Origin of the sequence: Microbacterium sp. NPDC007973, from assembly GCF_042958465.1 — a bacterium.
GTDB lineage: Bacteria > Actinomycetota > Actinomycetes > Actinomycetales > Microbacteriaceae > Microbacterium > Microbacterium galbum.
The window spans coordinates 335,171-356,653 of sequence record NZ_JBIBJJ010000002.1 but is presented as its reverse complement, the minus strand read 5'-3'; the positions used below and the strand labels follow the sequence as shown (position 1 = coordinate 356,653).

The 21,483-nt window shown below is 68.6% G+C and carries 19 protein-coding genes; 13 read left to right on the top strand and 6 right to left on the bottom strand.

Translation table 11 applies throughout. The annotated features are described in order from the left end of the window. Position 1: 1 nt before the first annotated feature. Together ACFZA2_RS06785 and ACFZA2_RS06780 are read right to left on the bottom strand one after the other, a co-directional pair. Positions 2–802 (bottom strand): ABC transporter permease, encoded by an 801-nt coding sequence (locus ACFZA2_RS06785; RefSeq protein ID WP_391402372.1) that lies wholly within the window; start codon positions 800–802, stop codon positions 2–4. Then, positions 799–1,737 carry an ABC transporter ATP-binding protein gene (locus ACFZA2_RS06780; protein ID WP_391402369.1) on the bottom strand — a complete coding sequence of 313 codons (939 nt, stop codon included), beginning with the start codon at positions 1,735–1,737 and terminating at the stop codon, positions 799–801. The genes ACFZA2_RS06785 and ACFZA2_RS06780 overlap by 4 nt, the downstream gene beginning before the upstream one ends. A gap of 191 nt (positions 1,738–1,928) precedes the next feature. Between ACFZA2_RS06780 and ACFZA2_RS06775 the strand changes: the two genes are divergently transcribed. The 3 genes from ACFZA2_RS06775 to ACFZA2_RS06765 are packed head-to-tail and all read left to right on the top strand — an operon-like array spanning position 1,929 to position 4,523. Beyond that, positions 1,929–2,219, top strand: coding sequence for a type VII secretion target (locus ACFZA2_RS06775; RefSeq protein ID WP_391402366.1), 291 nt, complete (start codon positions 1,929–1,931; stop codon positions 2,217–2,219). After that, complete coding sequence (locus tag ACFZA2_RS06770) at positions 2,216–4,018, top strand: alpha/beta hydrolase (RefSeq protein WP_391402363.1); 1,803 nt, start codon at positions 2,216–2,218, stop codon at positions 4,016–4,018. The genes ACFZA2_RS06775 and ACFZA2_RS06770 overlap by 4 nt, the downstream gene beginning before the upstream one ends. Beyond that, the gene (locus ACFZA2_RS06765) at positions 4,011–4,523 is read left to right on the top strand and encodes a hypothetical protein (RefSeq protein WP_391402360.1); all 513 of its coding nucleotides are present in this window, start codon (positions 4,011–4,013) and stop codon (positions 4,521–4,523) included. Before ACFZA2_RS06770 ends, ACFZA2_RS06765 begins: the two co-directional genes overlap by 8 nt. Positions 4,524–4,584: 61 nt before the next feature. On the opposite strand, the gene ACFZA2_RS06760 is transcribed toward ACFZA2_RS06765, so the two are convergent. Continuing rightward, positions 4,585–5,415 (bottom strand): class I SAM-dependent methyltransferase, encoded by an 831-nt coding sequence (locus tag ACFZA2_RS06760; protein WP_391402357.1) that lies wholly within the window; start codon positions 5,413–5,415, stop codon positions 4,585–4,587. A gap of 102 nt (positions 5,416–5,517) precedes the next feature. Here ACFZA2_RS06760 and ACFZA2_RS06755 point away from each other — a divergent pair, with 102 nt between their 5' ends. After that, positions 5,518–6,459, top strand: coding sequence for a RimK family alpha-L-glutamate ligase (locus tag ACFZA2_RS06755; RefSeq protein ID WP_391402354.1), 942 nt, complete (start codon positions 5,518–5,520; stop codon positions 6,457–6,459). After that, entirely contained in the window at positions 6,452–7,765 is a 1,314-nt protein-coding gene (locus tag ACFZA2_RS06750) for an O-acetylhomoserine aminocarboxypropyltransferase/cysteine synthase family protein (protein WP_391402351.1), read from the top strand. The genes ACFZA2_RS06755 and ACFZA2_RS06750 overlap by 8 nt, the downstream gene beginning before the upstream one ends. A 30-nt stretch (positions 7,766–7,795) precedes the next feature. Here the strand turns inward: ACFZA2_RS06750 and ACFZA2_RS06745 are convergent, their stop codons facing one another. Further along, complete coding sequence (locus tag ACFZA2_RS06745; protein ID WP_391402348.1) at positions 7,796–8,857, bottom strand: LLM class flavin-dependent oxidoreductase; 1,062 nt, start codon at positions 8,855–8,857, stop codon at positions 7,796–7,798. A 124-nt stretch (positions 8,858–8,981) separates the two neighbouring features. Here ACFZA2_RS06745 and sfnG point away from each other — a divergent pair, with 124 nt between their 5' ends. Beyond that, complete coding sequence (gene sfnG, locus ACFZA2_RS06740) at positions 8,982–10,115, top strand: dimethylsulfone monooxygenase SfnG (protein WP_391402345.1); 1,134 nt, start codon at positions 8,982–8,984, stop codon at positions 10,113–10,115. A gap of 105 nt (positions 10,116–10,220) precedes the next feature. Beyond that, a complete protein-coding gene (locus ACFZA2_RS06735) occupies positions 10,221–11,261 on the top strand; it encodes a putative FMN-dependent luciferase-like monooxygenase (protein ID WP_391402342.1) in 1,041 nt (346 codons plus the stop codon). Between the two features lie 8 nt (positions 11,262–11,269). On the opposite strand, the gene ACFZA2_RS06730 is transcribed toward ACFZA2_RS06735, so the two are convergent. After that, positions 11,270–12,172, bottom strand: coding sequence for a LysR family transcriptional regulator (locus ACFZA2_RS06730; RefSeq protein ID WP_363577320.1), 903 nt, complete (start codon positions 12,170–12,172; stop codon positions 11,270–11,272). A 105-nt stretch (positions 12,173–12,277) separates the two neighbouring features. Between ACFZA2_RS06730 and ACFZA2_RS06725 the strand changes: the two genes are divergently transcribed. The 6 genes from ACFZA2_RS06725 (at position 12,278) to ACFZA2_RS06700 (ending at position 20,129) form a co-directional block, all read left to right on the top strand. Continuing rightward, positions 12,278–13,639, top strand: a complete 1,362-nt coding sequence (locus tag ACFZA2_RS06725; RefSeq protein ID WP_391402338.1) for an MFS transporter — start codon at positions 12,278–12,280, stop codon at positions 13,637–13,639. A gap of 5 nt (positions 13,640–13,644) precedes the next feature. Beyond that, on the top strand, positions 13,645–14,394 hold the full coding sequence (locus tag ACFZA2_RS06720) for a 3-hydroxybutyrate dehydrogenase (RefSeq protein WP_391402335.1): 750 nt from the start codon (positions 13,645–13,647) through the stop codon (positions 14,392–14,394). A 205-nt stretch (positions 14,395–14,599) separates the two neighbouring features. Further along, positions 14,600–16,231, top strand: coding sequence for an ABC transporter substrate-binding protein (locus ACFZA2_RS06715; RefSeq protein WP_391402332.1), 1,632 nt, complete (start codon positions 14,600–14,602; stop codon positions 16,229–16,231). 70 nt (positions 16,232–16,301) lie between these two features. Next, the gene (locus ACFZA2_RS06710; RefSeq protein ID WP_391402329.1) at positions 16,302–17,375 is read left to right on the top strand and encodes an ABC transporter permease; all 1,074 of its coding nucleotides are present in this window, start codon (positions 16,302–16,304) and stop codon (positions 17,373–17,375) included. Between the two features lies 1 nt (position 17,376). Next, positions 17,377–18,441 carry an ABC transporter permease gene (locus ACFZA2_RS06705; RefSeq protein ID WP_391402326.1) on the top strand — a complete coding sequence of 355 codons (1,065 nt, stop codon included), beginning with the start codon at positions 17,377–17,379 and terminating at the stop codon, positions 18,439–18,441. Beyond that, positions 18,438–20,129: a dipeptide ABC transporter ATP-binding protein gene (locus ACFZA2_RS06700; protein ID WP_391402323.1), complete on the top strand. Its 1,692-nt coding sequence runs from the start codon at positions 18,438–18,440 to the stop codon at positions 20,127–20,129. The genes ACFZA2_RS06705 and ACFZA2_RS06700 overlap by 4 nt, the downstream gene beginning before the upstream one ends. 190 nt (positions 20,130–20,319) lie before the next feature. Here the strand turns inward: ACFZA2_RS06700 and ACFZA2_RS06695 are convergent, their stop codons facing one another. Beyond that, positions 20,320–21,444: a hypothetical protein gene (locus ACFZA2_RS06695; RefSeq protein WP_391402320.1), complete on the bottom strand. Its 1,125-nt coding sequence runs from the start codon at positions 21,442–21,444 to the stop codon at positions 20,320–20,322. Positions 21,445–21,483 lie beyond the last annotated feature (39 nt).

Sequence of the window (21,483 nt, the reverse complement as noted above, 5' to 3'; positions counted from 1 at the left end):
CTCACGACCGCCGCGTGTCGCGGCGGAAGAAGTACACCGTGCCCGCGACGAACACCGCGAGCCACACGACCGCGTTGATGAGGGCACCCAGGTCGAAGGCGTCGCCCGTCAGTGGTGCGCGAGCCAGCACGCCGATGCCGTACACCGGCGTGAGTTTGCCGATGGTCTGCAGGAAGTCGGGCATCGTCGACAGCGGATAGAACAACCCGCCGAGGAACGACAGCAGCACCACCGCCAGGCTGGTGATCTGCGCCACGTTCTCGCCCGGCACCATGTACCCCACCATGAGTCCGAGCGTGGTGAACACCGCGCCGGCCAGAAGCCACCCCGCCACGCCCGTGACGACCCACTGCACCGCCGACAGTTCCACCCCGGCGAAGAATGCCACCACGTACGTCGCGACGACGGCGAGGAGTCCGAACACCATGCCCGCCAGCAGTTTCACGATCACGTTGATCAGGGGGTTCAAGGGCGTGAGGCGCAACTGCCGCGTCCACCCCTGAGCGCGCTCCACAGCGACCGCGGCGCCCGTCTGGGTCGCCGACATCATCGCTCCATACATGGCCATCGACACCATGATGTAGGCGGCCACCGACACTCCTCCGTCTGCGACCGGCGTCCCCCGCAGGGGCTCGTCGAGCATCTGGTAGCCGATGATGTAGAACATCAGCACGGGGAATGCGACGGTGAAGAACAGTGCACGCGGGTTGCGGAGCTTGCGCACGAGTTCGATGCGCAGGTAGGTGAGCGTGAAGCCGCCCAGGACGGGCGCGGAGCGGTCGAGGCTGATCGCGGTGGTCATTTGAGTGCTCCGTTCGCGGGGGCATCGACGGATGCCGGTGAGTCGATGGTCAGAGCGACGAAGACGCTCTCGAGGTTCTGGGCGCTGATCTCCAGATCGCGCGCGGCGGTGGCGGTGAGCAGGTGGCGCGCGACCACGTCGGAGTCGCGCGTGCGGATCGTCAGGCGCTCGCCCGACGTCTCGACGGAATCGACGCCGGGCAATGCCGACAGCGCCGCGAGGTCGGCATCCGGAAGTGACACCTGTACGACACGTCCCGACACGAGGTTCTTGATCTCCGCGGTCGTCCCGTCCGCGACGATCCGGCCGCGGCTCATCAGCACGATCCGGTCGGCGTACTCGTCGGCCTCTTCGAGGTAGTGCGTCGCGAACATCACGGTGCGGCCGCGGGCGGCATCCGCGCGGATCGCGCTCCAGAACGAGCGGCGCGCTTCGACGTCCATGCCGGTGGTCGGCTCATCGAGGATCAGCAGCGCGGGGTCGCTCACGAGCGCCATCGCGAAGCGCAGTCGCTGCTGCTCACCGCCCGAGCAGAGTCCGACGCGTCGGTTCGCCAGATTCCGGATGCCGGCCCGCTCGAGCGCTTCGTCGACCGGACGCTTCTCGGCGAACAGGCTCGCCGTGAGCTCGACCGTCTCGCGGACGGTGAGGTCTTTCAGAAGCCCGCCGGTCTGCAGCACGGCGGAGACGAGGCCCCGCGCGACAGCGCCGCGCGGGTTGTGGCCGAACACCTCGATCGAGCCCGAGTCGGGGCTCGTGAGGCCGAGGATCATGTCGATCGTGGTGGTCTTGCCGGCGCCGTTCGGGCCGAGGAATGCCACGATCTCGCCGGGCTGGACGCGCAGATCCACGCCGCGCACGGCGTGGACGGAGCCGAAGCTCTTGACGACGCCCCGCGCGTCGATCGCGGCGGGGCCGGTGGTTGAGGAGGTCATGTGTTCATGCTGTCGCCGACCCGGTCCGCGCACCCGGGGCGCCGGTCACGTCTCAGGGGTGACGTTCGTCATGGGTGGGGGTCGGCCGCGGATCGCGCATCGTCGTCGTCTCGGGCGAAGGTGGGCCACGGTCCGGGTGAGGCTGTGGACAACCGCCGCGCTCGTCGCGGCGTTCTGAGTACCTTGCGGGGGTGCGGAGCTTCACGGTCACCCCCGACAACCTCCGTCGCGCGGCTGGAAGCGTCGACGCGACGGTCCACCGCGCCGAGGGCGAGACGGTCATCGCCGATGCGCCTGACCTCGGTCATGGCGAACTGGGCACCGCGGTGGCCGACCTCATGCAGGCGATGACGGGCGGGTGGACGGAGGCGGTCGCGCAGGCCGACGACGTCGCATCCGGGCTGCGCGAATCCGCCGGTTTCTACGAGCGGTCGGATGAGAGCGCACAGGCGACCATCACAGCGCTGGCACGGCCGTCGTGAGCGGGCTGGGTTCGGCGTCCTTCCCCGAACAGCTCGTCCCGGGGTCCGTGGAGGCCGCCTATGAGGTCTCCCACGTCGCCCACCGATGTGAGAAGGTCGCCGATGAGGCGGGAACCGACCTCCGTCGGCACATCTCGATCGACGGCTGGACGGGCGAAGGAGCCGACTCCTACGCGGCGCGCATGAGCGCCGTCGCGCAGCGGTGGGTCGAGATCGGTCAGGGTGTGGCGACGATCGTCGAACCGATGCGGACGTACGCTCTCGCGCTGCGACGGGCGCAGGGGCTGGCCGCAGCCGCGATCGAAGCGTGGAGCTTCGCATCGACCTTGCCGGAGAATGCCGCCTCGGCGGCGCAGGCGTTCACCTCACTCGCACGCGGGTGGCCGGTGCTGATCACCGACCCGCGGCATCAGGGTCCGGCACCGGTGACGCGGACGGAGGGGCGTCGGCGAGCCGAGGCGATGCTCGCCGACGCACGCGCCGACGTGGCGGCAGCCGGCGAAGTCGCCGCTCAGGCTGTTCGCGCGGCGATCGAGAGGGTGCGGGCACGAGGTGATGTCTGGGCCTCCGTGGGGGTCGGTCTGGGGGTCGCGACCGTCACGACGGAACGCGTTCTCGACGTGCTCCAGTCCCTCGATGCGCGGGCGTTGACGGCATTGCTGCGAGTGCGCCCCGACCTCATCACCCGCTTGGAGCAGACGCCGCCGGAAGAGGTCGCGCCATGGTGGCGGCGGTTGACCGCCGAGCAACAGAACGTGCTGATCGCCGAGGCGTCCGGCGTCATCGGAAACCTCGGAGGTGTGGCGTACGCCGCGCGTGACCGCGCGAACCGCATCGTGCTCGCGCAAGCTCTGGAGGTGGCGCGGCACATCGCGCCGGATGGGTCGGATCAGGTGCGCGCGTTGGAGGCGCTGGAGAGAGCGTCGAGCGGCAACACGCTCGTTTCGCTGGTGCTGGATCAGCCGCCGTTGGCGCAGGTCGCGGTGGGGGATCTGGATACGGCGGGGTTCCTAAGCTTCGTCGTTCCCGGCATGAACACGACCGTCGAAAAGGACGTTGAGAGCTACGTGTACACCGCGGGCCAGCTGCGTATGGAGCAGGCGCAGGTTTCTGCGCAATCCATCGATCGGATCGCAGTGATCGCCTGGCTTGGCTACCACCCGCCCCTCAGTGACCCCCCTTTGCAGGCAGGCGAGGTGCTTTCGGACGAGCGCGCACATACCGGGGCTGCGTCACTCGCCGCTGACATTGTGTCGCTTCGCGCTAGTCGCGACTACGGGGGTGGCTTGCAAGCTGTCTCCGTCATCGGACATTCCTACGGGACTGATGTCAGCACCTTGGCTCTCCAGCAAGCCCGGGCAGATCATTTAGTTCTACTGGGCTCCGCAGGCGTCAGCGATCAGGTCCGCTCGGCTGCCGACCTCAATGTGCCCCCGGGACAAGTCTTCGCGTCGCAAGGCATGAAGGACGAATGGGCGCCAGTTGGGCAAGGATTGTCCTTCAGGTCGGACCCGACCAACGCCACCTTCGGTGCGCATACCTTCGGGTCGGAGCGGGCCACCATAGATGGGGTCCGACTCGATGGCATCACCAACCACGGCCCGACGGGCGGCGGGGCATCTGGACTCAGTTATCTCGACCCCGGCACCTCGTCGTTCCGCTGCACCGCGATGGCTTCGATGGGTCGTGGCAACGATATCGCCGCGGAGGGCGACGCCCTCCAGCGTCAGATTGCATCCGGCGGGGTCTTCAGCCGTTATCGCATCGATGTCCGTCCGCTACAGGAGAAGAATGATTAAGCAGGTCGCCGCTCTCTCCGCCCTCATGGCCGCGGGCGTGTTAGCCGCGTGCGCCCCCGTCCCCGAGGCATCGCGGGCCACGGAACAGTCGGTTGACGCTGTCTCTGATCGGGCCGAGAGTATTCTCGCGATCACCCAGCGGGTGATCGGAGACGACGACTGGACGGTTGAAACTGCGTGGTCTCCCTGCGCAGAAGATGGTGGACGGTTTGTGCGTCACACTCTTTGGGCGGAGAGCGCCGCCGTCATCGACGGTGACAGGATGGATCTGGCGCAAGAGGTCGCGGAAAGCTGGAAACCACTCGGTCTTGCCGCGCGAGCCGAGAATGCTCCAGATACACCCGACAACGTCGTGGTTTCGGACCCTCCGTTCCTTTACGGAACCGATGAGAACGGCGAATTGACGCGTCTGCAGATTGGCCCGACTTTCACTTCACTGCAAGTTTCGAGTGCGTGCGTGCCCGGCAACGTTCTTGAGTTGAACTCCCGAACCTCTAGTCCGTGACGCGGGATCGAAGCCCTACGCCCAGTCCACTGCTCAGCTGCTCGCAGCATCTCAGCCTCGGTTAGCCCACCTTCGTCGCCCTGATCGTGTAGCTCAGCGGCATCACGGAAGGCTGTTCCGACAACGCGTATTCGCCGTCGGCGCGCAGGGTCATCCGACCGGGCAGCGCTTCCCAGGGCACACTGTCGTGCTCAATCAGGGCGTCGATGCGCAGGCCGTGCGAGAGCAGGGCGGTGACTATCTCACCGAGCCCGCGATTCCACTCGTACGTGCGCGTCGACGTGAGCGGCGCCGAGACCTCGACGTAGGTGCTGTCGTCGTCCCACTCGAGCGGAACGGGTTGCTCGAAGTACGGGAACGCCAGGGTCAGGCCCGGCAGGGTCTCGTTCATCGACCACAGCACGGGGTGCCCCTCGCGGATGTGCAGGGTTCCGCCCGGCGTCAGAAGATCCGCCACGACGCCCGCCCACTCATCGATGGACGGTAGCCAGCACAGTGCTCCGATCCCGGTGTAGACGAGATCGAACGCGCCGCGCGGGAGCACCTCGGACGCCTTCCGCACATCCGACTGGACGAACTCGACGTCGGCGCCGGCTTCATCGGCCAGCCTGCGGGCCTCGGTCACCGCGTTCTCGGAGAAATCGAGACCGGTCACCCGGGCGCCCAGCCTGGCGAGGGACAGGGTGTCGGTGCCGATGTGGCACTGCAGGTGCACCGTGCGCTTGCCGGCGATGTCTCCCAGCAGGGGTGCGTCGAAGCGGACGACGTCGGACAGGGCCTCGGCATCGTCCACGTATCGCTGGACGCCGTAGCCCGAACCGTCTCGGGCGGCATGCAGGGTGGCGCGCTCATCCCAGTTGGCGCGGTTGGCGTCGATGAAGTCAGAAGTCATGGCATCCCTTCGGCGGACTTCGAGCCTAGGGACAAGCGTCGACGGTGTCGCCTCGTGACGGCGGGAGAGCGCGATGTCGGAGCCTCGCGTTAGCCTGGCCGCATGTCGGGCAAGGTCTATGTCATCCACGAGAATCCTCAGTGGATCCCGCCGTTCGCTGCGGCGTTCGAAGCCGAGGGCGTGCCGTTCGAGGAGTGGATGCTCACCGACGGGTCGATCGACCTGGCCGTCGAGCCGCCAGAGGGCATCTTCTGGTCGCGCCTGAGCGCCTCCGCGCACACGCGCGACCACGCCCACAGCAAGGAGTTCGGGCGCGCCGTCCTGCGGTGGCTCTCGTCGTGGGGACGAACAGTCATAAACGGCGCAGATGTGCTCGAACTGGAGGTCAGCAAGGTCGCGCAGCACGCGGCGCTGAGGCACGCGGGTATCGACGTCCCGCGCACGGTCGCGGTCTTCGGCATCGACGACCTCGTCAGCCAGGCCGAGCAGTTCGGCGCCCCGTTCATCAGCAAGCACAACCAAGGCGGCAAGGGTCTCGGCGTGCGGCGGTGGGAGACGGTCGACGAGTTCGCGGAGTGGGTCGGCAGCCCCGACTTCGAGCCCTCCCCCGACGGGATCACGCTCCTGCAGGAGCTCCTGGTCGCCGCGTCGCCATTCATCACCCGGGCGGAGTTCGTGGCGGGTGAGTTCGTCTACGCCGTTCGCGTCGACACCAGCACCGGCAGCTTCGAGTTGTGCCCCGCCGAGGCGTGCGCCGTCCCCGGCGCAGACGGAGTGGAGCCGGAACCCCTTTTCCGCCGTCGCGACGATGTCGACCCTGTGCTCATCGACCGCTACCTCGCCTTCCTCGCAGCAGAGGGAGTGGGCATCGCCGGCATCGAGTTCATCGAGACCCGCGATGGTCGCACCGTGACCTACGACGTCAACACCAACACGAACTACAACCCTGACGTCGAGGCCACCGCTCCCCGCTCGGGCCCTCGCGAGATCGCCCGTTGGCTCGGCTCTCTGCTCCCGAAGGAAGCGGTCGGTCTGCGTGGCTGAACCGGCTGCTCCTCACACCGACTGGACGGGATTCGGGTTCGCGACCCGCCAAGTCCACGCCGGCGAAGAAGAAGACCTGACGCACGGATCGCGGATCACCCCCGTGCACCTGTCGGCGGCATACCGGTTCCGGTCGTTCCAGGAGGCCACCGACCGGTTCGGAGCGGTCGACCTCGGCCACCTGTACTCCCGCAACGCCAACCCCACCAATCAGGTGGCCGAACGGCGTCTCGCCTCGCTCGAGGGCGGGTCCGGGGCGCTCGTCGTGGGATCCGGACAGGCGGCCATCTCGATGGCGCTCCTCGGTCTCGCGGGCAGCGGCGAGCACATCGTGTCCACGGCGAGCATCTACAGCGGCACGCGCGTGCTCTTCGACCGCACGTTCGCGCGTCTCGGCGTCACTGTCGAGTACGTCTGGAACCCCGGTGACGACGCGGAGTGGGACGCCCTCATCCGACCCGAGACGAAGGCGATCTTCACCGAGACCCTCCCGAACCCGAAGAACGACGTGGTCGACATCGACGCCGTCGCGCGGGTGGCGCGCCGCCACGGCATCCCCCTCGTGGTCGACAACACCATCGCGACGCCGTTCCTCATCCGGCCGATCGAGCACGGCGCCCACGTCGTCGTGCACTCCGCGACGAAGTTCCTCTCGGGGCACGGTGCCAATCTCGCCGGCGCTGTCGTCGATGGGGGAACGTTCGACTGGGCGGCATCCGATCGCTCCTACCCGGCGCTCACCGAGACGCCCGTGGCCACGCATCCGTCGTTCGTCGAGGCCTTCGGTGCGCGCGCCTTCGAACTGTCGCTGCGATTCGGAATCGCCAACGACACCGGACCGGCGCTGTCGCCGCTGAACGGCTTCCTCCTGCAACAGGGCATGGAGACCCTGTCGATTCGCATGCGTCAGCACCTCGCGAGCGCCCGCACCATCGCCGAATGGCTCGATCAGCACGAAGCGGTGGAGAGCGTTGACTACGCCGGTCTCCCCTCGCATCCACAGCACGCGCTCGCACAGCGGGACTACGACGGCCTGTCGGGCTCGGTCTTCTCCTTCACCGTGGCAGGCGGCCGCGCCGCCGCGGAGCGCTTCTTCGACGCTCTCCGCCTGTTCAGCCGCATGACGAACATCGGCGACACGCGTTCCATGGCGCTGCATCCCGCGACCACCACGCACCTCGGCTTCACGCAGGAGACGCGCGACCGCCTCGGCATCGGTGACGGCCTCATCCGCCTGTCGATCGGCCTCGAGGATGCCGACGATCTCATCGCCGATCTCGAGCACGCGCTGCGCGCAGCGCACTGAGCGCAGCGCACTGAGCGCAGCGCACTGAGGTCACGCGTCGCGCTGCGCCTCCAAGCGCCGCACGCGCGGGATGACCTCTTCCGCGAAGCGCTGCAACTCGGGCAGGTGCGGCGAGAACTGCAGCAGCAGCGTCGAGACACCCACGTTCGCGAACTGCACGATGCGCTCGGCGACCTGGTCGGGCGTTCCGACGAGGTTGGGGCGGAGGCCGCGGTTCGACACCGAGTACTCCTTGAGGTCGACCTGGGTGTCGAGCTTCGACTTGCTCACGAAGTCCTGGTAAGACCCGTATGCCGCTCCCCCGCGCACGTCGGTGATGCGGTCGATCTCGGCCTGCGCCTCGTCCTCCGTAGCGCGCACGACCGCATAGGCGGCCATCCCGAACGCCTCGAATGGCGTGGCCCCCGCCTCCGCGCGGCGGCGGCGCATGTCGGCGACCTTGACCTCGAGCTCGTCGAGCGTGCCGCCGTGCGTCAGATACGCGTCGGCGAAGCGCGTGATCGCCGTACGGCCCGCCTCGCTCTCGCCGCCGGCGTACAACCGCGGCACGACCCGCGGCTTCGGCTCGGTGTACGTGCCCTCGGTGCGGTAGTACTCGCCCTCGTACGCGAACGGCGTCTGCGACCACAGGCCGCGCAGCACTTCGACCCATTCGATGGTCCGCGCGTACCGATCGTCGTGCGCGCTGAAGAGACCGTCGTACTGCTTGGCCTCCTCGGCCCACCACGCCGAGACGACGTTCAACGTGAATCGGCCGCCGCTGATCTCGTCGATCGTGGCAGCCTGCTTCGCGGTGTGAAACGGGTTGTGAAAACCGGGGCGCACGGCGGTCATGAGCTCGAGGGTCGACGTCACCGCGGCGAGTCCCGCCGTCACCGCCCACGCATCGAGCGACGGCGCCTCGACGCCCTTGATGTCGTTCAGGTTGAGCTCGGGGATGAGGGTCAGATCGAAACCGCCCTCCTCGGCGGCGCGGGCGATCTCGGCGATGTGAGCGAAGGAGACGGGCGTCTGCTCGTCGTCGACGTTGCGCAACCACCCGCCGAAGATCGGGGTCCAGTAGCCGAAATGCACGCGCTGGGGGGAGGTCATGGCATCCATCCTGACCCGGTCGACGTCGTGTGTCGTCACGCGAGGAAACGGTCCGTCACACACCGTTGCCGGATGTCGACGGCGGTGCGACGGTAGCCGGGTTCTGATCCGCGAGGAGGACCCCGTGACCGATCCCACTCCCACCCACGAGCCGCTGAAGTTCGCCTACTGGGTGCCCAACGTCAGCGGCGGGCTGGTCATCAGCTCGGTCGAGCAGCGCACCGACTGGGGCTACGACTACAACGTCGAACTGGCGCGCACGGCGGAGCGCGTCGGCTTCGAGTACGCGCTGAGCCAGGTGCGCTACGCCTCGAGCTACGGGGCGGCACAGCAGCACGAGTCCACCTCGATCAGCCTCGCCCTGCTGCTGGCCACCGAGAAGCTGAAGGTGATCTCGGCGATACACCCCGGGATCTGGCATCCGGCGGTGTTGGCGAAGTTCATCAACACGGCCGATCAGTTCTCGCACGGACGCGCGGCGGTCAACGTCGTCAGCGGCTGGTTCAAGGACGAATACACCGATCTGGGGCTCGAGTGGCTCGAGCACGACGAGCGGTACGAGCGCGCGGCCGAGTTCATCCAGGTGCTGCGGGGGCTGTGGACGCAGGAGACCTTCTCGTTCCACGGGAAGTACTACGACATCACCGACTTCACGCTGCGTCCGTTCCCGTACGAGGTGCCGGGGCGTCCGCATCCCGAGATCTTCCAGGGCGGCAACTCGACAGCTGCCCGCTTCAACGGCGGGGCGTTCTCGGACTGGTACTTCTCGAACGGCAAGGACTTCGACGGCTTCACCGAGCAGTACGACGACGTCACCCGTGTCGCCGCGGAGCACGGTCGTCGCACGCGGTTCGGGCTGAACGGCTTCGTCATCCAGCGCGACAGCCGGTCCGAGGCCGAGGCGCAGCTGCGCGAAATCATCGCGCACGCCGATGAAGGGGCCGTCAAGGGCTTCCGCCGCAGCGTCCAGGAGGCGGGGAACGCGACGACGGACAAGAAGGGCATGTGGGCGGACTCGTCGTTCGAAGATCTGGTGCAGTACAACGACGGCTTCCGTACGCAGCTCTTCGGCGACGCCGAACAGATCGCGGAGCGCATCATCGCCTACAAGAAGCGCGGAGTCGACCTGTTCCTCCTCGGCTTCTTGCACTTCCAGGAAGAGCTCGAGCGCTTCGGTGAGACGGTCATCCCGATCGTGCGGGAGCTCGAGGCGGATCTCGCCCGCACCGGCGACCCGATCGAGGTCGCCGCGCGCTGAGAAGGGCGTGGGAGTCGTCGCCCACCCGCCTGCTCCCCCGGCACTCGTCCTAGCCTGGACGTCGACGACATTCCGCGCCGGGAATGAGTGGGAGAGGATGACGGGATGACGGGTGCACGGCTCGGTTTCTTCACCCGGCTGCTGGATGCCGGTACCGACGGGGAGCGATATCGCACCGGGCTCGCGCAGGTGCGCGCCGCCGAAGAGCACGGGTTCGCCTCCGCGTGGGTTGCGCAGCACCACTTCGACCGGGATGAGGGCGGGCTGCCGTCCCCGTTCCCCTTCCTCGCGGCGGCTGCGGTGCAAACCGAGCGCATCGCCCTCGGCACCGGGATCGTCACCCTGCCCCTCGACGATCCGGTGCGGGTGGCGGAGGACGCCGCCGTCGTCGATGCCTTGAGCGGGGGTCGCGTCCAGCTCGGCATCGGTACGGGCGGAACCCCGTCATCGTTCGCCGCGTTCGAGCGTTCCTCCGACGACCGACGCGAGATCCAGGCCGCTCACCTGGCGGTGCTGCGGGATGCGTTCGCCGGGCGCGGCATCCGCGGGACGGAGCTGCTCCTGAACCCCGCCGCACCGCATCTCGGCGGGCGGCTCTGGCAGGCGACGTTCTCCGTCGAGGGAGGCCGCCGTGCGGGACTTGCGGGCGACGGTCTGCTGCTGTCCCGCACGCAACCGCGTGACGACCGGCAGACGCTCCACGAGGTGCAGGTCCCGATCGTCGAGGCGTATCTCGCCGCTCTGCCCGACGGTGTGCCGCCGCGCATCCTCGCCTCGCGAACAGCGGTGGTGGTGGCTGCCGACCACCTCGACGAGGCGTGGAGCGCGGCCGAGCACGGTGTTCGGCGCTTGACGCGTACATTCCTCAAGAGGAATGCGGACGGAGACCTCCGTGACCTCGCACGCCTGACCGACACGCACCTGGGGACGGTCGATCAGGTTGTGGCGTCTCTCTCCGCGGACCGGACCCTCGCGTTCGCGACCGATGTGGCGTTCCAAGTGCACTCCGTCGACCCGACGCCCGCGATCACCCTCCGCTCGATCGAGTTGCTCGCGACGGAGGTCGCGCCGCGGCTGGGACTGCGGACGGGAGCGGAGGCCGCTGCGGAGCTCCGCGAGGTGGGAACGCCGTCCATCTCGTCCTGACCCGGGCGTCACCCTCGGCCCGCGAGCATCGCCGCCGCCCGCGCCGTCTGCTCGCGCAGCGCGTCGGCCAGGGCCACGACGGCGGGGATCCGCAGGGAGTCGGCGCGCACGATCATCCAGTACGGCAGGCTCTCGCTCACCTCCTCGGGGAGCAACCGCTCGAGATCGTCGTGCCGGTCGGCCGTGAAGCACGGCAGCAGCCCGATCCCGGCACCCGCGCGCGTCGCCTCGACCTGCACGAGCACGTTGGTCGAGCTCAGGCCGTCGCGCATGTGCGGCACGACGCGCCGCGGCAGATCGAGGGCTTCGACCTGCAGCATTGCGTCGACGAAGTACACGAGCCGATGCTGCTCGAGATCTTCCATGCGCGCGGGTCGACCGGCCCGGGCGAGGTAAGCAGAGGACGCGTACAGACCGAGCGTGTAGCGCCCGAGCTCGACGGCGTGCCCCCGCGACGACTGCGGCTCCCCCACCACCACTTCGACGTCGAGCCCGGGGTGCAGGGCTGCCCGTCGCTGCGCCGTGACGATCTCGACCGAGAGCTCGGGATGCCGTTCTCTCAGAGCCGCGACCGCGGGAGCCGCGATGTAGGCGCTGAAGCCGTCGGTGGCCGACATCCGTACGACGCCGGACACGGGGTCGGGTTCGACTCCCCCGCCGGCGAGGTGCGACATCGCCGCCTCGATGCGACCCGCCGTCTCGACCGCGTGATGTCCGAGGGGCGTCAGCGCCCACCCGCGGCCGGATGCCGACACGACCCGGCCGCCGAGGGCGTCTTCGAGCGCCGAGATCCGTCGCGCGACGGTCGTGTGGTCGACGCCGCGAAGCTGTGCCGCGGCCGTGTAGCGCCCGGTACGCGCGACCGCGAGGAGCGTCAGGAGGTCGTCGGCGCGGACGGTCGTGGCATCCATGTGTGCAATTGTGCACACACCGTCCGCAGGACTGGGCATTGCCGCAACGCACGGGTCGCCGCAGACTCGACGGCGGATGTCACCGTCGACACCGAAGGAGCCCGCATGGAACCCCCCCAGTCCGTGGCGCAGCGCAGCGCCTCCCCCGGAACCTCCACCGGAAAGATCAAGAGGGTCGTCGCCGCGTCGATGGCCGGCACGGTCGTCGAGTGGTACGAGTTCTTCCTCTACGCCACGGCTGCGAGCCTGGTGTTCGGCACGTTCTTCTTCCCGTCGTCGGGCTCCCCGCTCGACGGGATCATCGCCGCCTTCGTCACCTACGCCGTCGGGTTCGTCGCTCGCCCCTTGGGGGGTATCGTCTTCGGACAGATCGGTGACCGCTTCGGACGCAAGCCCACCCTCCAGGCGACGATCATCATCGTCGGCGCGGCGACCTTCCTGATGGGCTGCCTGCCCGGCTTCGCCTCGGTGGGCTACTGGGCGCCCGCCATGCTCGTGGCCCTGCGGTTCATCCAGGGCTTCGCGGTCGGCGGCGAGTGGGGCGGTGCCGTCCTGCTGGTCGCGGAGCAGAGCCCGAACCGCTCCCGTGCGTTCTGGGCGAGCTGGCCGCAGGCGGCCGTCCCGGTCGGAAACCTCCTCGCGACCACCGTGCTGCTGGTGATGTCGTTCATCCTCTCCCCCGCCGCGTTCCTCGACTGGGGCTGGCGCGTCGCGTTCTGGCTGTCGGCGGTGATCGTGCTGGTCGGCTTCTACATCCGCACCCACGTCGAGGAGGCCCCGATCTTCCTCGAGGCCAAGAAGCAGGTGCAGCAGGAGAAGGCCACCTCGTTCGGCGTCGTGGAGGTGCTGAGCCGCTACCCGAAGGGCGTCATCCAGGCCATGGGCGTGCGCTTCGCGGAGAACATCGTCTACTACATCGTCGTCAGCTTCTCGATCGTGTATCTGAAGGTCGTGCACTCCTACGACACGAGCCAGCTGTTGCTCGCGCTCCTGATCGCGCACGTCATCCATTTCGCCGTCATCCCCCCGATCGGGCGTCTCGCCGACCGCATCGGGCGCAAGCCCGTGTACCTCACCGGCGCGATCCTCAGCGCGACCTGGGCGTTCTTCGCCTTCCCGATGTTCGACACGCTGAACCCCGTCGTCATCGTCGCCGCGGTGGCCCTGGGCCTGGTCTTCCACGCCGGAATGTATGCGCCGCAGCCGGCGGTCATGGCCGAGCTGTTCCCGACGCGCATGCGCTACTCGGGTGTTTCGCTCGGGGCTCAGGTGACGGCCATCCTGGCCGGTTCGCTCGCACCGATCCTCGCGACGCAGTGGCTGCGCGACTTCGGTTCGTGGCTGCCCATCGCGCTGTACATCGTCGCGGCCTGCGTGCTGACCTCGATCGCCGTACTGTCGCTGAAGGAGACGCGCGGCATCTCGCTGCGCGACATCGACGCCGCCGACGCCGCGCGGGGGAAGTGAGCACCATGACCATCGACCTCAGCGGACGTCGCGCCCTCGTCACCGGTGGTGCCGGCGGCATCGGGGCGGCGATCGCGCGGGCGTTCGCCGAGGCCGGCGCCGAGGTGACGGTCGCCGATCTCCACGTCGAAGGGGCCCAAGCCCTCGCCGACGAGATCGGCGGCCGCGCCTGGGGGGTCGACCTGTCGGACACGGCGGCGTTGGCCGATCTGAAGCTCGACGTCGACATCCTCGTGAACAATGCCGGCATCCAGCACGTGAGTCCCATCGAGGACTTCGCGCCGGAGAAGTTCTCCTTCATGCTGCGTCTCATGCTGGAGGCGCCGTTCCTGCTCATTCGCGCGGCGCTCCCCGCCATGTACGAACGCGGATACGGACGAGTGCTCAACGTGTCGAGCGTCCACGGTATACGCGCTTCGGCATATAAGTCGGCGTACGTCGCCGCCAAGCACGGCCTCGAGGGGCTTTCCAAGACGACCGCACTGGAGGGCGGTGCCCACGGCGTGACGAGCGTGTGCCTCGACCCCGGATACGTGCGTTCGCCGCTCGTGGAGAAGCAGTTGGCAGACCAGGCGCGGTCGCACGGCATCCCGGAGTCCGAGGTGCTCGAGACGGTCCTGCTGAAGGATGCCGCGGTCAAACGGCTCGTCGAGCCGGCCGAGGTCGCCTCCCTCGCCCTCTGGCTCGCGGGACCGGATGCCGCGATGGTCACCGGGACGAGCTACGTGATGGACGGGGGCTGGTCGGCGCACTGACGGCGATGACGCTGCGTCGGGAGCGCTCCCTCTCGAAGATCTTCGGGGCTGTGCGAGAGCGCGCCGGAAGAAATCCGACTTCTGTCGCGAGTTTCGGTAACGTTAAAAAACCTCGGAGTAGTTGGTGACAGGCCCGCCGAGGACAAAGATGTCCGAAGGATGGCGGCATTTGTCGCGATCGACACTTCACAGCAGAGGTAACGCAATGACACTGCACACCAGTGGTCGAGGCCGTCTCGGTCTCGCCCTCGGCGCTCTCGGCGCCTCGGCAATCGTCCTGGCCGGCTGCTCCGCCGGCGGGGGAGACAACGGCTCCGACAGCGGCTCGGGCGACCCGCTCGTGGTCGGCACGACCGACAAGATCAGCTCGATCGACCCGGCCGGCTCGTACGACAACGGCTCGTTCGCCGTGATGAACCAGGTCTACCCCTTCCTGCTCAACAGCCAGTACGGCACCTCGGACGTCACGCCCGACATCGCCGAGTCGGCGGAGTTCACCTCGCCGACCGAGTACACCGTGAAGCTGAAGTCGGGCCTGAAGTTCGCGAACGGCCACGACCTCACCTCGTCGGACGTGAAGTTCTCGTTCGACCGTCAGGTGACGATCGCCGACCCCAACGGCCCGTCCTCGTTGCTCGGCAACCTCGACAGCGTCGAGACGCCCGACGACACCACCGTCGTCTTCACCCTGAAGAACGGCAACGACCAGATCTGGCCGCAGATCCTGTCGAGCCCGGCAGCGCCCATCGTCGACGAAGAGGTCTTCTCGGCCGATGCGGTCACCCCCGACGACACCATCGTCGAGGCCAAGCCCTTCGCCGGTCAGTACACGATCGACTCGTACAAGCAGAACGAGCTCATCTCGTACGCGCCGTACGCCGACTACCAGGGCTCGCTGCCGAAGCCCGAGAACGGCGGCATCTCGGCGAAGTACTACGCCGACGCCTCCAACCTCAAGCTCGACGTGCAGTCCGGAGCGATCGACGTCGCGTTCCGCAGCCTGAGCGCGACCGACATCGCCGACCTGTCGTCGAACGACGCGGTCAAGATCGTCGACGGCCCCGGTGGAGAGATCCGCTACATCGTCTTCAACTTCGACACGATGCCCTTCGGTGCCACCACCCCCGAGGCCGATGCGGCCAAGTCCCTCGCCGTGCGTCAGGCGGCGGCCGACCTCATCGACCGTCAGGCCATCGCGACCGACGTCTACAAAGACACCTACTCGCCGCTGTACTCGTACGTGCCGCAGGGTGTCGCGGGAGCCAACGAGGCCCTGAAGGGTCTGTACGGCGACGGCAGCGGCATGCCCGACGCGGCGAAGGCGAAGGCGACGCTCGAGACCGCCGGTGTCTCGACGCCCGTCACGCTGAACCTGCAGTACAACGGCGATCACTACGGCCCCTCGTCGGGCGACGAGTACGCCGCGGTGAAGGCGCAGCTCGAGGAGGACGGTCTGTTCACCGTCAACCTCGCGCAGACCGAGTGGGTGCAGTACTCCAAGGACCGTACGGCCGACGTGTACCCCGCGTACCAGCTCGGCTGGTTCCCGGACTACTCGGATGCCGACAACTACCTGACCCCGTTCTTCTCGGCGGACAACTTCCTCGGCAACCACTACGACAACGCCGAGGTCCAGAAGCTGCTCGTCGAGGAGGCGACGCAGACCGACAAGGCCACGCGCGAGCAGCAGCTCGGCGAGATCCAGGACAAGGTGGCCGCCGACCTCTCGACGCTGCCGCTGCTCCAGGGCAAGCAGGTCGCGGTCGTGGGCTCCAGCGTGGAGGGCGCCGTCCTCGACGGATCCTTCAAGTTCCGCTACGCCCCGCTGCACAAGTAATCGATCGGCGGGTGCCCGGTCCCTCGGCGGACCGGGTGCCCGCCGCTTTCCGTCCCCCAGTTAGGTCCTCATGGCCACCGCCGTCGACGCCCCCGTCATCGCCGCGCCCGCCGCCCCCAAGGGCGGCGGACTCTGGCGCTACATCCTCGTCCGACTCGTCCTGATCATCCCCACCGTCTTCATCCTTGTGACCGTCGTCTTCCTGCTCATGCGGGTCACCGGCGACCCGATCACGGCCGCTCTCGGCGGGCGCCTCCCTCCCGAGCAGCTCGCGGAACGCATCGCCGCCGCCGGCTACGACCGCCCCCTCTACCAGCAGTACTTCGAGTACATCTGGGGCGTGCTGCGGGGCGATTTCGGCACCACGATCACCGACAACCGTCCGGTCATCGGCATCCTGCTGCAGTACGGCTCAGCCACCCTCGAGCTGGCCATCTACGCGCTCGTCGTGGCGCTGCTCATCGGTATCCCCTTCGGGCTCATCGCCGCGTACCGCCGCGACCGCTGGCAGGATGCCACGCTGCGCATCGGCGCGATCCTCGGCTACGCGACCCCCATCTTCTTCGTCGGTCTGCTCCTCAAGCTCGTCTTCGCGGTGTGGCTGAGCGTGCTGCCGGTCGCCGGCCGCGCCAACACTCGCACCGAGTTGAAGCTGTCCACTCTGGATGCCCCGAGCGGCATCTATCTGCTGGACGCGATCCGTCTCGGCGACGGTGCGGCGGTGGGCGACGTCCTGACCCACGCGATCCTTCCCGGTGTGGCCCTCGGCATCCTGACCGCGGGCATCTTCCTGCGGCTGGTGCGCACCAACGTCATCGGCACGTTGGGATCGCAGTACGTCACGTCGGCGCGTTCCCGCGGCGTGGGGGAGTACCGCCTCGTCACCAAGCACGCGTACCGTCCGGCCCTTATCCCCATCATCACGGTCATCGGCCTGCAGATCGCCCTGCTGCTCTCGGGTGCCGTGCTGACCGAGACGACCTTCGAGTGGAAGGGCCTGGGCTTCATGCTGAGCGAGTACCTGAAGGCCCGCGACTTCGTGGCCGTGCAGGGCATCGTCGTCATGATCGCCGTGCTGGTCGCTTTCACGAACTTCCTCGTCGACGTCATCGCGGCGATCATCGACCCGCGAGTGAGGTACTGACATGACGGATGCCACGACCTCCACGGCCCTGTCGGAGCGGAAGGTTCCGCTGCGCGACCGCCTGCCCGTCATCTCGCACCTGCGCCGCAGCGTCGGGCTCCAGCGCACGATGCTCGTGCTGGGCCTGGTCATCACGACGGTGTTCGTGATCATCGCGGTCTTCGCCCCCCTCCTCGCCCCCTACGGCTTCGCGCAGCAGGAGGCGGACGGGGTGAAGTTCGGCACGCAGCAGGCGCCGGATGCCATGAACCTCCTCGGCACGACCGTCGGCGGCTACGACGTGCTCTCGCGCGTGATCTGGGGCGCGCAGACGGCGCTGCTGGTGATCGTGTGCGCGATCGCGTTCTCGATCTTCCTCGGCATCTTCCTCGGCCTGGTCGGCGGCTACTTCGGTGGCTGGCTCGACCGCATCCTCGTGGTGCTGTGCGACGCGATCTACGCCTTCCCGTCGCTGCTGCTCGCGATCGTGATGTCGATCGCGATCACGAAGGGCCAGTCGACGCTGTGGGGTGGCATCCTGGCCACCGCCATCTCGATCACCGTGGTGTTCGTGCCGCAGTACTTCCGCGTCATCCGTGCCGAGGTGGTGCGGGTCAAGGCGGAGCCGTTCGTCGAGTCGGCCCGCGTCATCGGGGTGCCGACCGCGCGCATCCTGCTGCGCCACGTGCTCCGCAACGCGACGCGCTCGCTGCCGGTCGTCGTCACACTCAACGCCTCGGAGGCCCTGCTGACGCTCGCGGGACTGGGCTTCCTCGGCTTCGGCATCGAGGCCACCGCCGCCGCCGAGTGGGGCTACGACCTCAACCGCTCGGTCAGCGACGTCACCAGCGGCATCTGGTGGACGGCCATCCCGCCGGGCATCGCGATCGTGCTCGCCGTGCTCGGCATCACCCTCGTCGGCGAGAGCCTGAACGACCTCAGCGACCCGCGCCTGCGCACGCGTCGCCGCGCCGGGCGGGCACCCGCACCGGTCACGGCCGTCGACCCGTCCGCGGCTCCGGCCGACGCATCGACCACCGCCCCCGCCGGGACCCCGGCCCCGACCACCGACGGGAGCCCCTCATGACCGGCACCGCGGCATCCATCGCCCGCATCGACGACCTGCGCGTCACCTTCGCCACCGACGGCGCCCCCGTCGCCGCCATCAATGGCATCTCGCTCGAGGCGCGCGCCGGCGAGGTGCTCGCGATCGTCGGCGAATCGGGCTCGGGCAAGACCGTGACCGCGAACACGCTGCTCGGTCTGCTTCCCGAGACCGCGACGCTGTCGGGCGCCGTGATCGTGCGCGGGCGCGACGGCGGAGAGACCGACATCGTCCACGCCACCGGGGCGCAACTGCGCGAGATGCGCGGGCGCGACGCGGCGATGGTGTTCCAGGAGCCCTCCACCGCGTTGAACCCGGTGTACACCGTCGGATGGCAGATCGCCGAGGGACTGCGGGCGCACGAAAAGCTCTCGAACGCCGAGGCGAAGGCCAAGGCGGTCGACATCCTGCGCCGTGTCGGCATCCCCGACCCCGAGAAGCGCGTCGACGACTATCCGCACCAGTTCTCGGGCGGCCAGAAGCAGCGCGTCGTGATCGCGATGGCCCTGGTCCTGGATGCCGGGCTGATCATCGCCGACGAGCCCACCACCGCACTCGACGTCACCGTTCAGGCCGAGATCCTCGACCTGCTGCGCACGTGCCGCGACGAGTTCGGGGCGACGATCGTGCTCATCACGCACAACATGGGCGTGGTCGCCGACCTCGCGGACCGCGTGATCGTGATGTACCGCGGCGACATCGTCGAGCAGGCTCCGGTCCGTGAGCTGTTCGCCGCCCCGCAGCAGGAATACACCCGCGACCTGCTCGCCGCGGTGCCGCACGTGGGCCGGGGGAAAAGCTCCCGGCAGTCGCTGGAGACGCCCGCCCCCACCGCGCCGCCGGAGGGCAGCCTCGTCGTGGCCGAGAAGGTCGAGATCGGTTACCCCGGACGCTTCGGTTCCGCCGGCGTGGTCGCCGTGAAGGGCGTGGACTTCTGGATCGGCCCCGGCGAAGTGCTGGGCCTCGTGGGCGAGTCCGGTTCGGGCAAGACCACGATCGGTCGCGCGATGGTGGGGCTGACGTCAGTGGTCGGCGGGTCGCTCAAGGTGCTCGGCACCGAGATGCGAGGGGCCAAGCCCCGGCACCTGGCCAAGACGCGCCCCGACATCGGATTCGTCTTCCAGGACCCGGCGACGAGCTTCAACCCGCTGCTCACCATCGCGGAGTGCATCGCCGAACCGCTCGTCGTGCACAAGCGCGCCGGCGGCGCCCGGGCCGCGCGACAGCGCGTGGACGAGTTGCTCGACGCGGTGCAGCTGCCACGGGCGTTCGGCGACCGCTACCCGCACGAGCTGTCGGGCGGTCAGCGTCAGCGCGCGTCGCTGGCTCGCGCCCTCGCGCTGGATCCGAAGCTGCTCATCGCCGACGAGCCGACCTCCGCGCTCGACGTGTCGGTGCAGGCGCGCGTGCTGGAGCTGTTCGCGCAGCTGCAGGCCGAGTTCGGCTTCGCATGCCTGTTCATCAGTCACGACCTCGCCGTCGTCGACGAGGTGGCCGATCGCGTGATCGTCCTGCGCCAGGGCGTCATCCGCGAGCAGGGCACGACAGTGCAGGTGCTCACCCAGCCGCGCGACGACTACACGAAGCGGCTGTTGGCGTCGCTGCCCGTGCCCGACCCGGTCGAGCAGGAGGCGCGCCGCGAGCTCTGGCGCACCACGCGGGGGGCCTGAGGCGCGTCCTTCCGCGTCCGCGCGTCGGGCGCGGGCTCCGGCGGGGCCGGGAGCTCCGCCGCGAGCCTCCGCGGCGCCGAACACCCGTGCATGGGCGCGACGAAGCGAGCCTCAGCGGGGCCGCACACCCGTACGGAGGCGCGACGACGCGAGCCTCACCGGCACCTGGTGGGGCGCGCAGCCGCCCGTCTCACCGGATGAAGACGTCGGCGAACACCGTCAGCAACCACCAGCCGACGCCGATCACGACGAACACCCCGGTGACCCAGGAGAACCCGCGGCGCAGGCGTCGGCCCTGCCGGGCGACTCCGGTAGGGGGCGGCGTGAGAAGGGGCAGCGCCTGCGCCGGGGCCCCGGATGCCGCGGCGCCGACCGCGTGCGACGTGGACGGCTTTTCGGCGACCAGGCGTTCGTCGCGCCAGCGCGCCCACTGCGCGAGCTTCTCGTCGATCGCCGCGACCGTGGTCAGCAGCCACCGCCAGGTCGCGGGGTCGAGAGTCGACAGGTCGCGGCGGGAGTAGAGGAACAGCCAGTCGTCGACGATCTCGACGTCGAGGGCGGCAGCGCTGTCGATGAACCGCGCCATGACGTCGGGCGTGAAGAGATACAGGGCGTCGCGCTCGTACCCCTCGGGGCAGTAGAGGGCGAAATGCCGGTCGAAGTCGCCCTCGAGACTCAACCTCTGGCCGCGGCCGAAGGTGACCGGCAGGTTCGACGCGCCGAACAGCCCGTTGTTGCCCACGGCATCCAGGACGATATGGGGAAGCGGGGTGTCGAGGCGCACCGCGACGTAACCCCACCGGTGCGTCTGCTTGCTCTTTCCCGACCCCGTCTCGTACCGGTAATTGCCCACCTCGACGAATCGAGGGTCGCCGGATCGGAGCAGATCCCGGGATTCGCGGTCGTGACCGAGGGCGAAGATCATGCCCGGCAGCTCGGGATCGTCGAATCCCGGATGCCACGTCATCCCGTTCGCGCGGGCGAAGCGATCGAGTCGGTAGCGCCGTTCGGCCGCACCCCCGAAACCGCGCACGATCGCGCCGACGATGAACGAGGCCGCGATGAGGAAGAAGACGACGACCAGCAGCGGCAGCGGACCGGAGCTACCCCGGTCGAAGAGGGATGACGCGACGGCGGCGAAGACCGGGATGGCGATGAAGAGGAATGCCGCACCGACGATCGCGAACACGATGATCGGCACCACGGTGCCACTCAGCCGGCCCTCGCGACGCAGCTGCGCCGTGAAGGCCTGCGCTGCCTTGCGATCGACCGGCGCGGTCAGCGGCGTCGGATCGAACGTCGTGGCGTCTGTCATGTCGCACCCCCGTGTCAGACCCTAACGGGCGGCATCCGA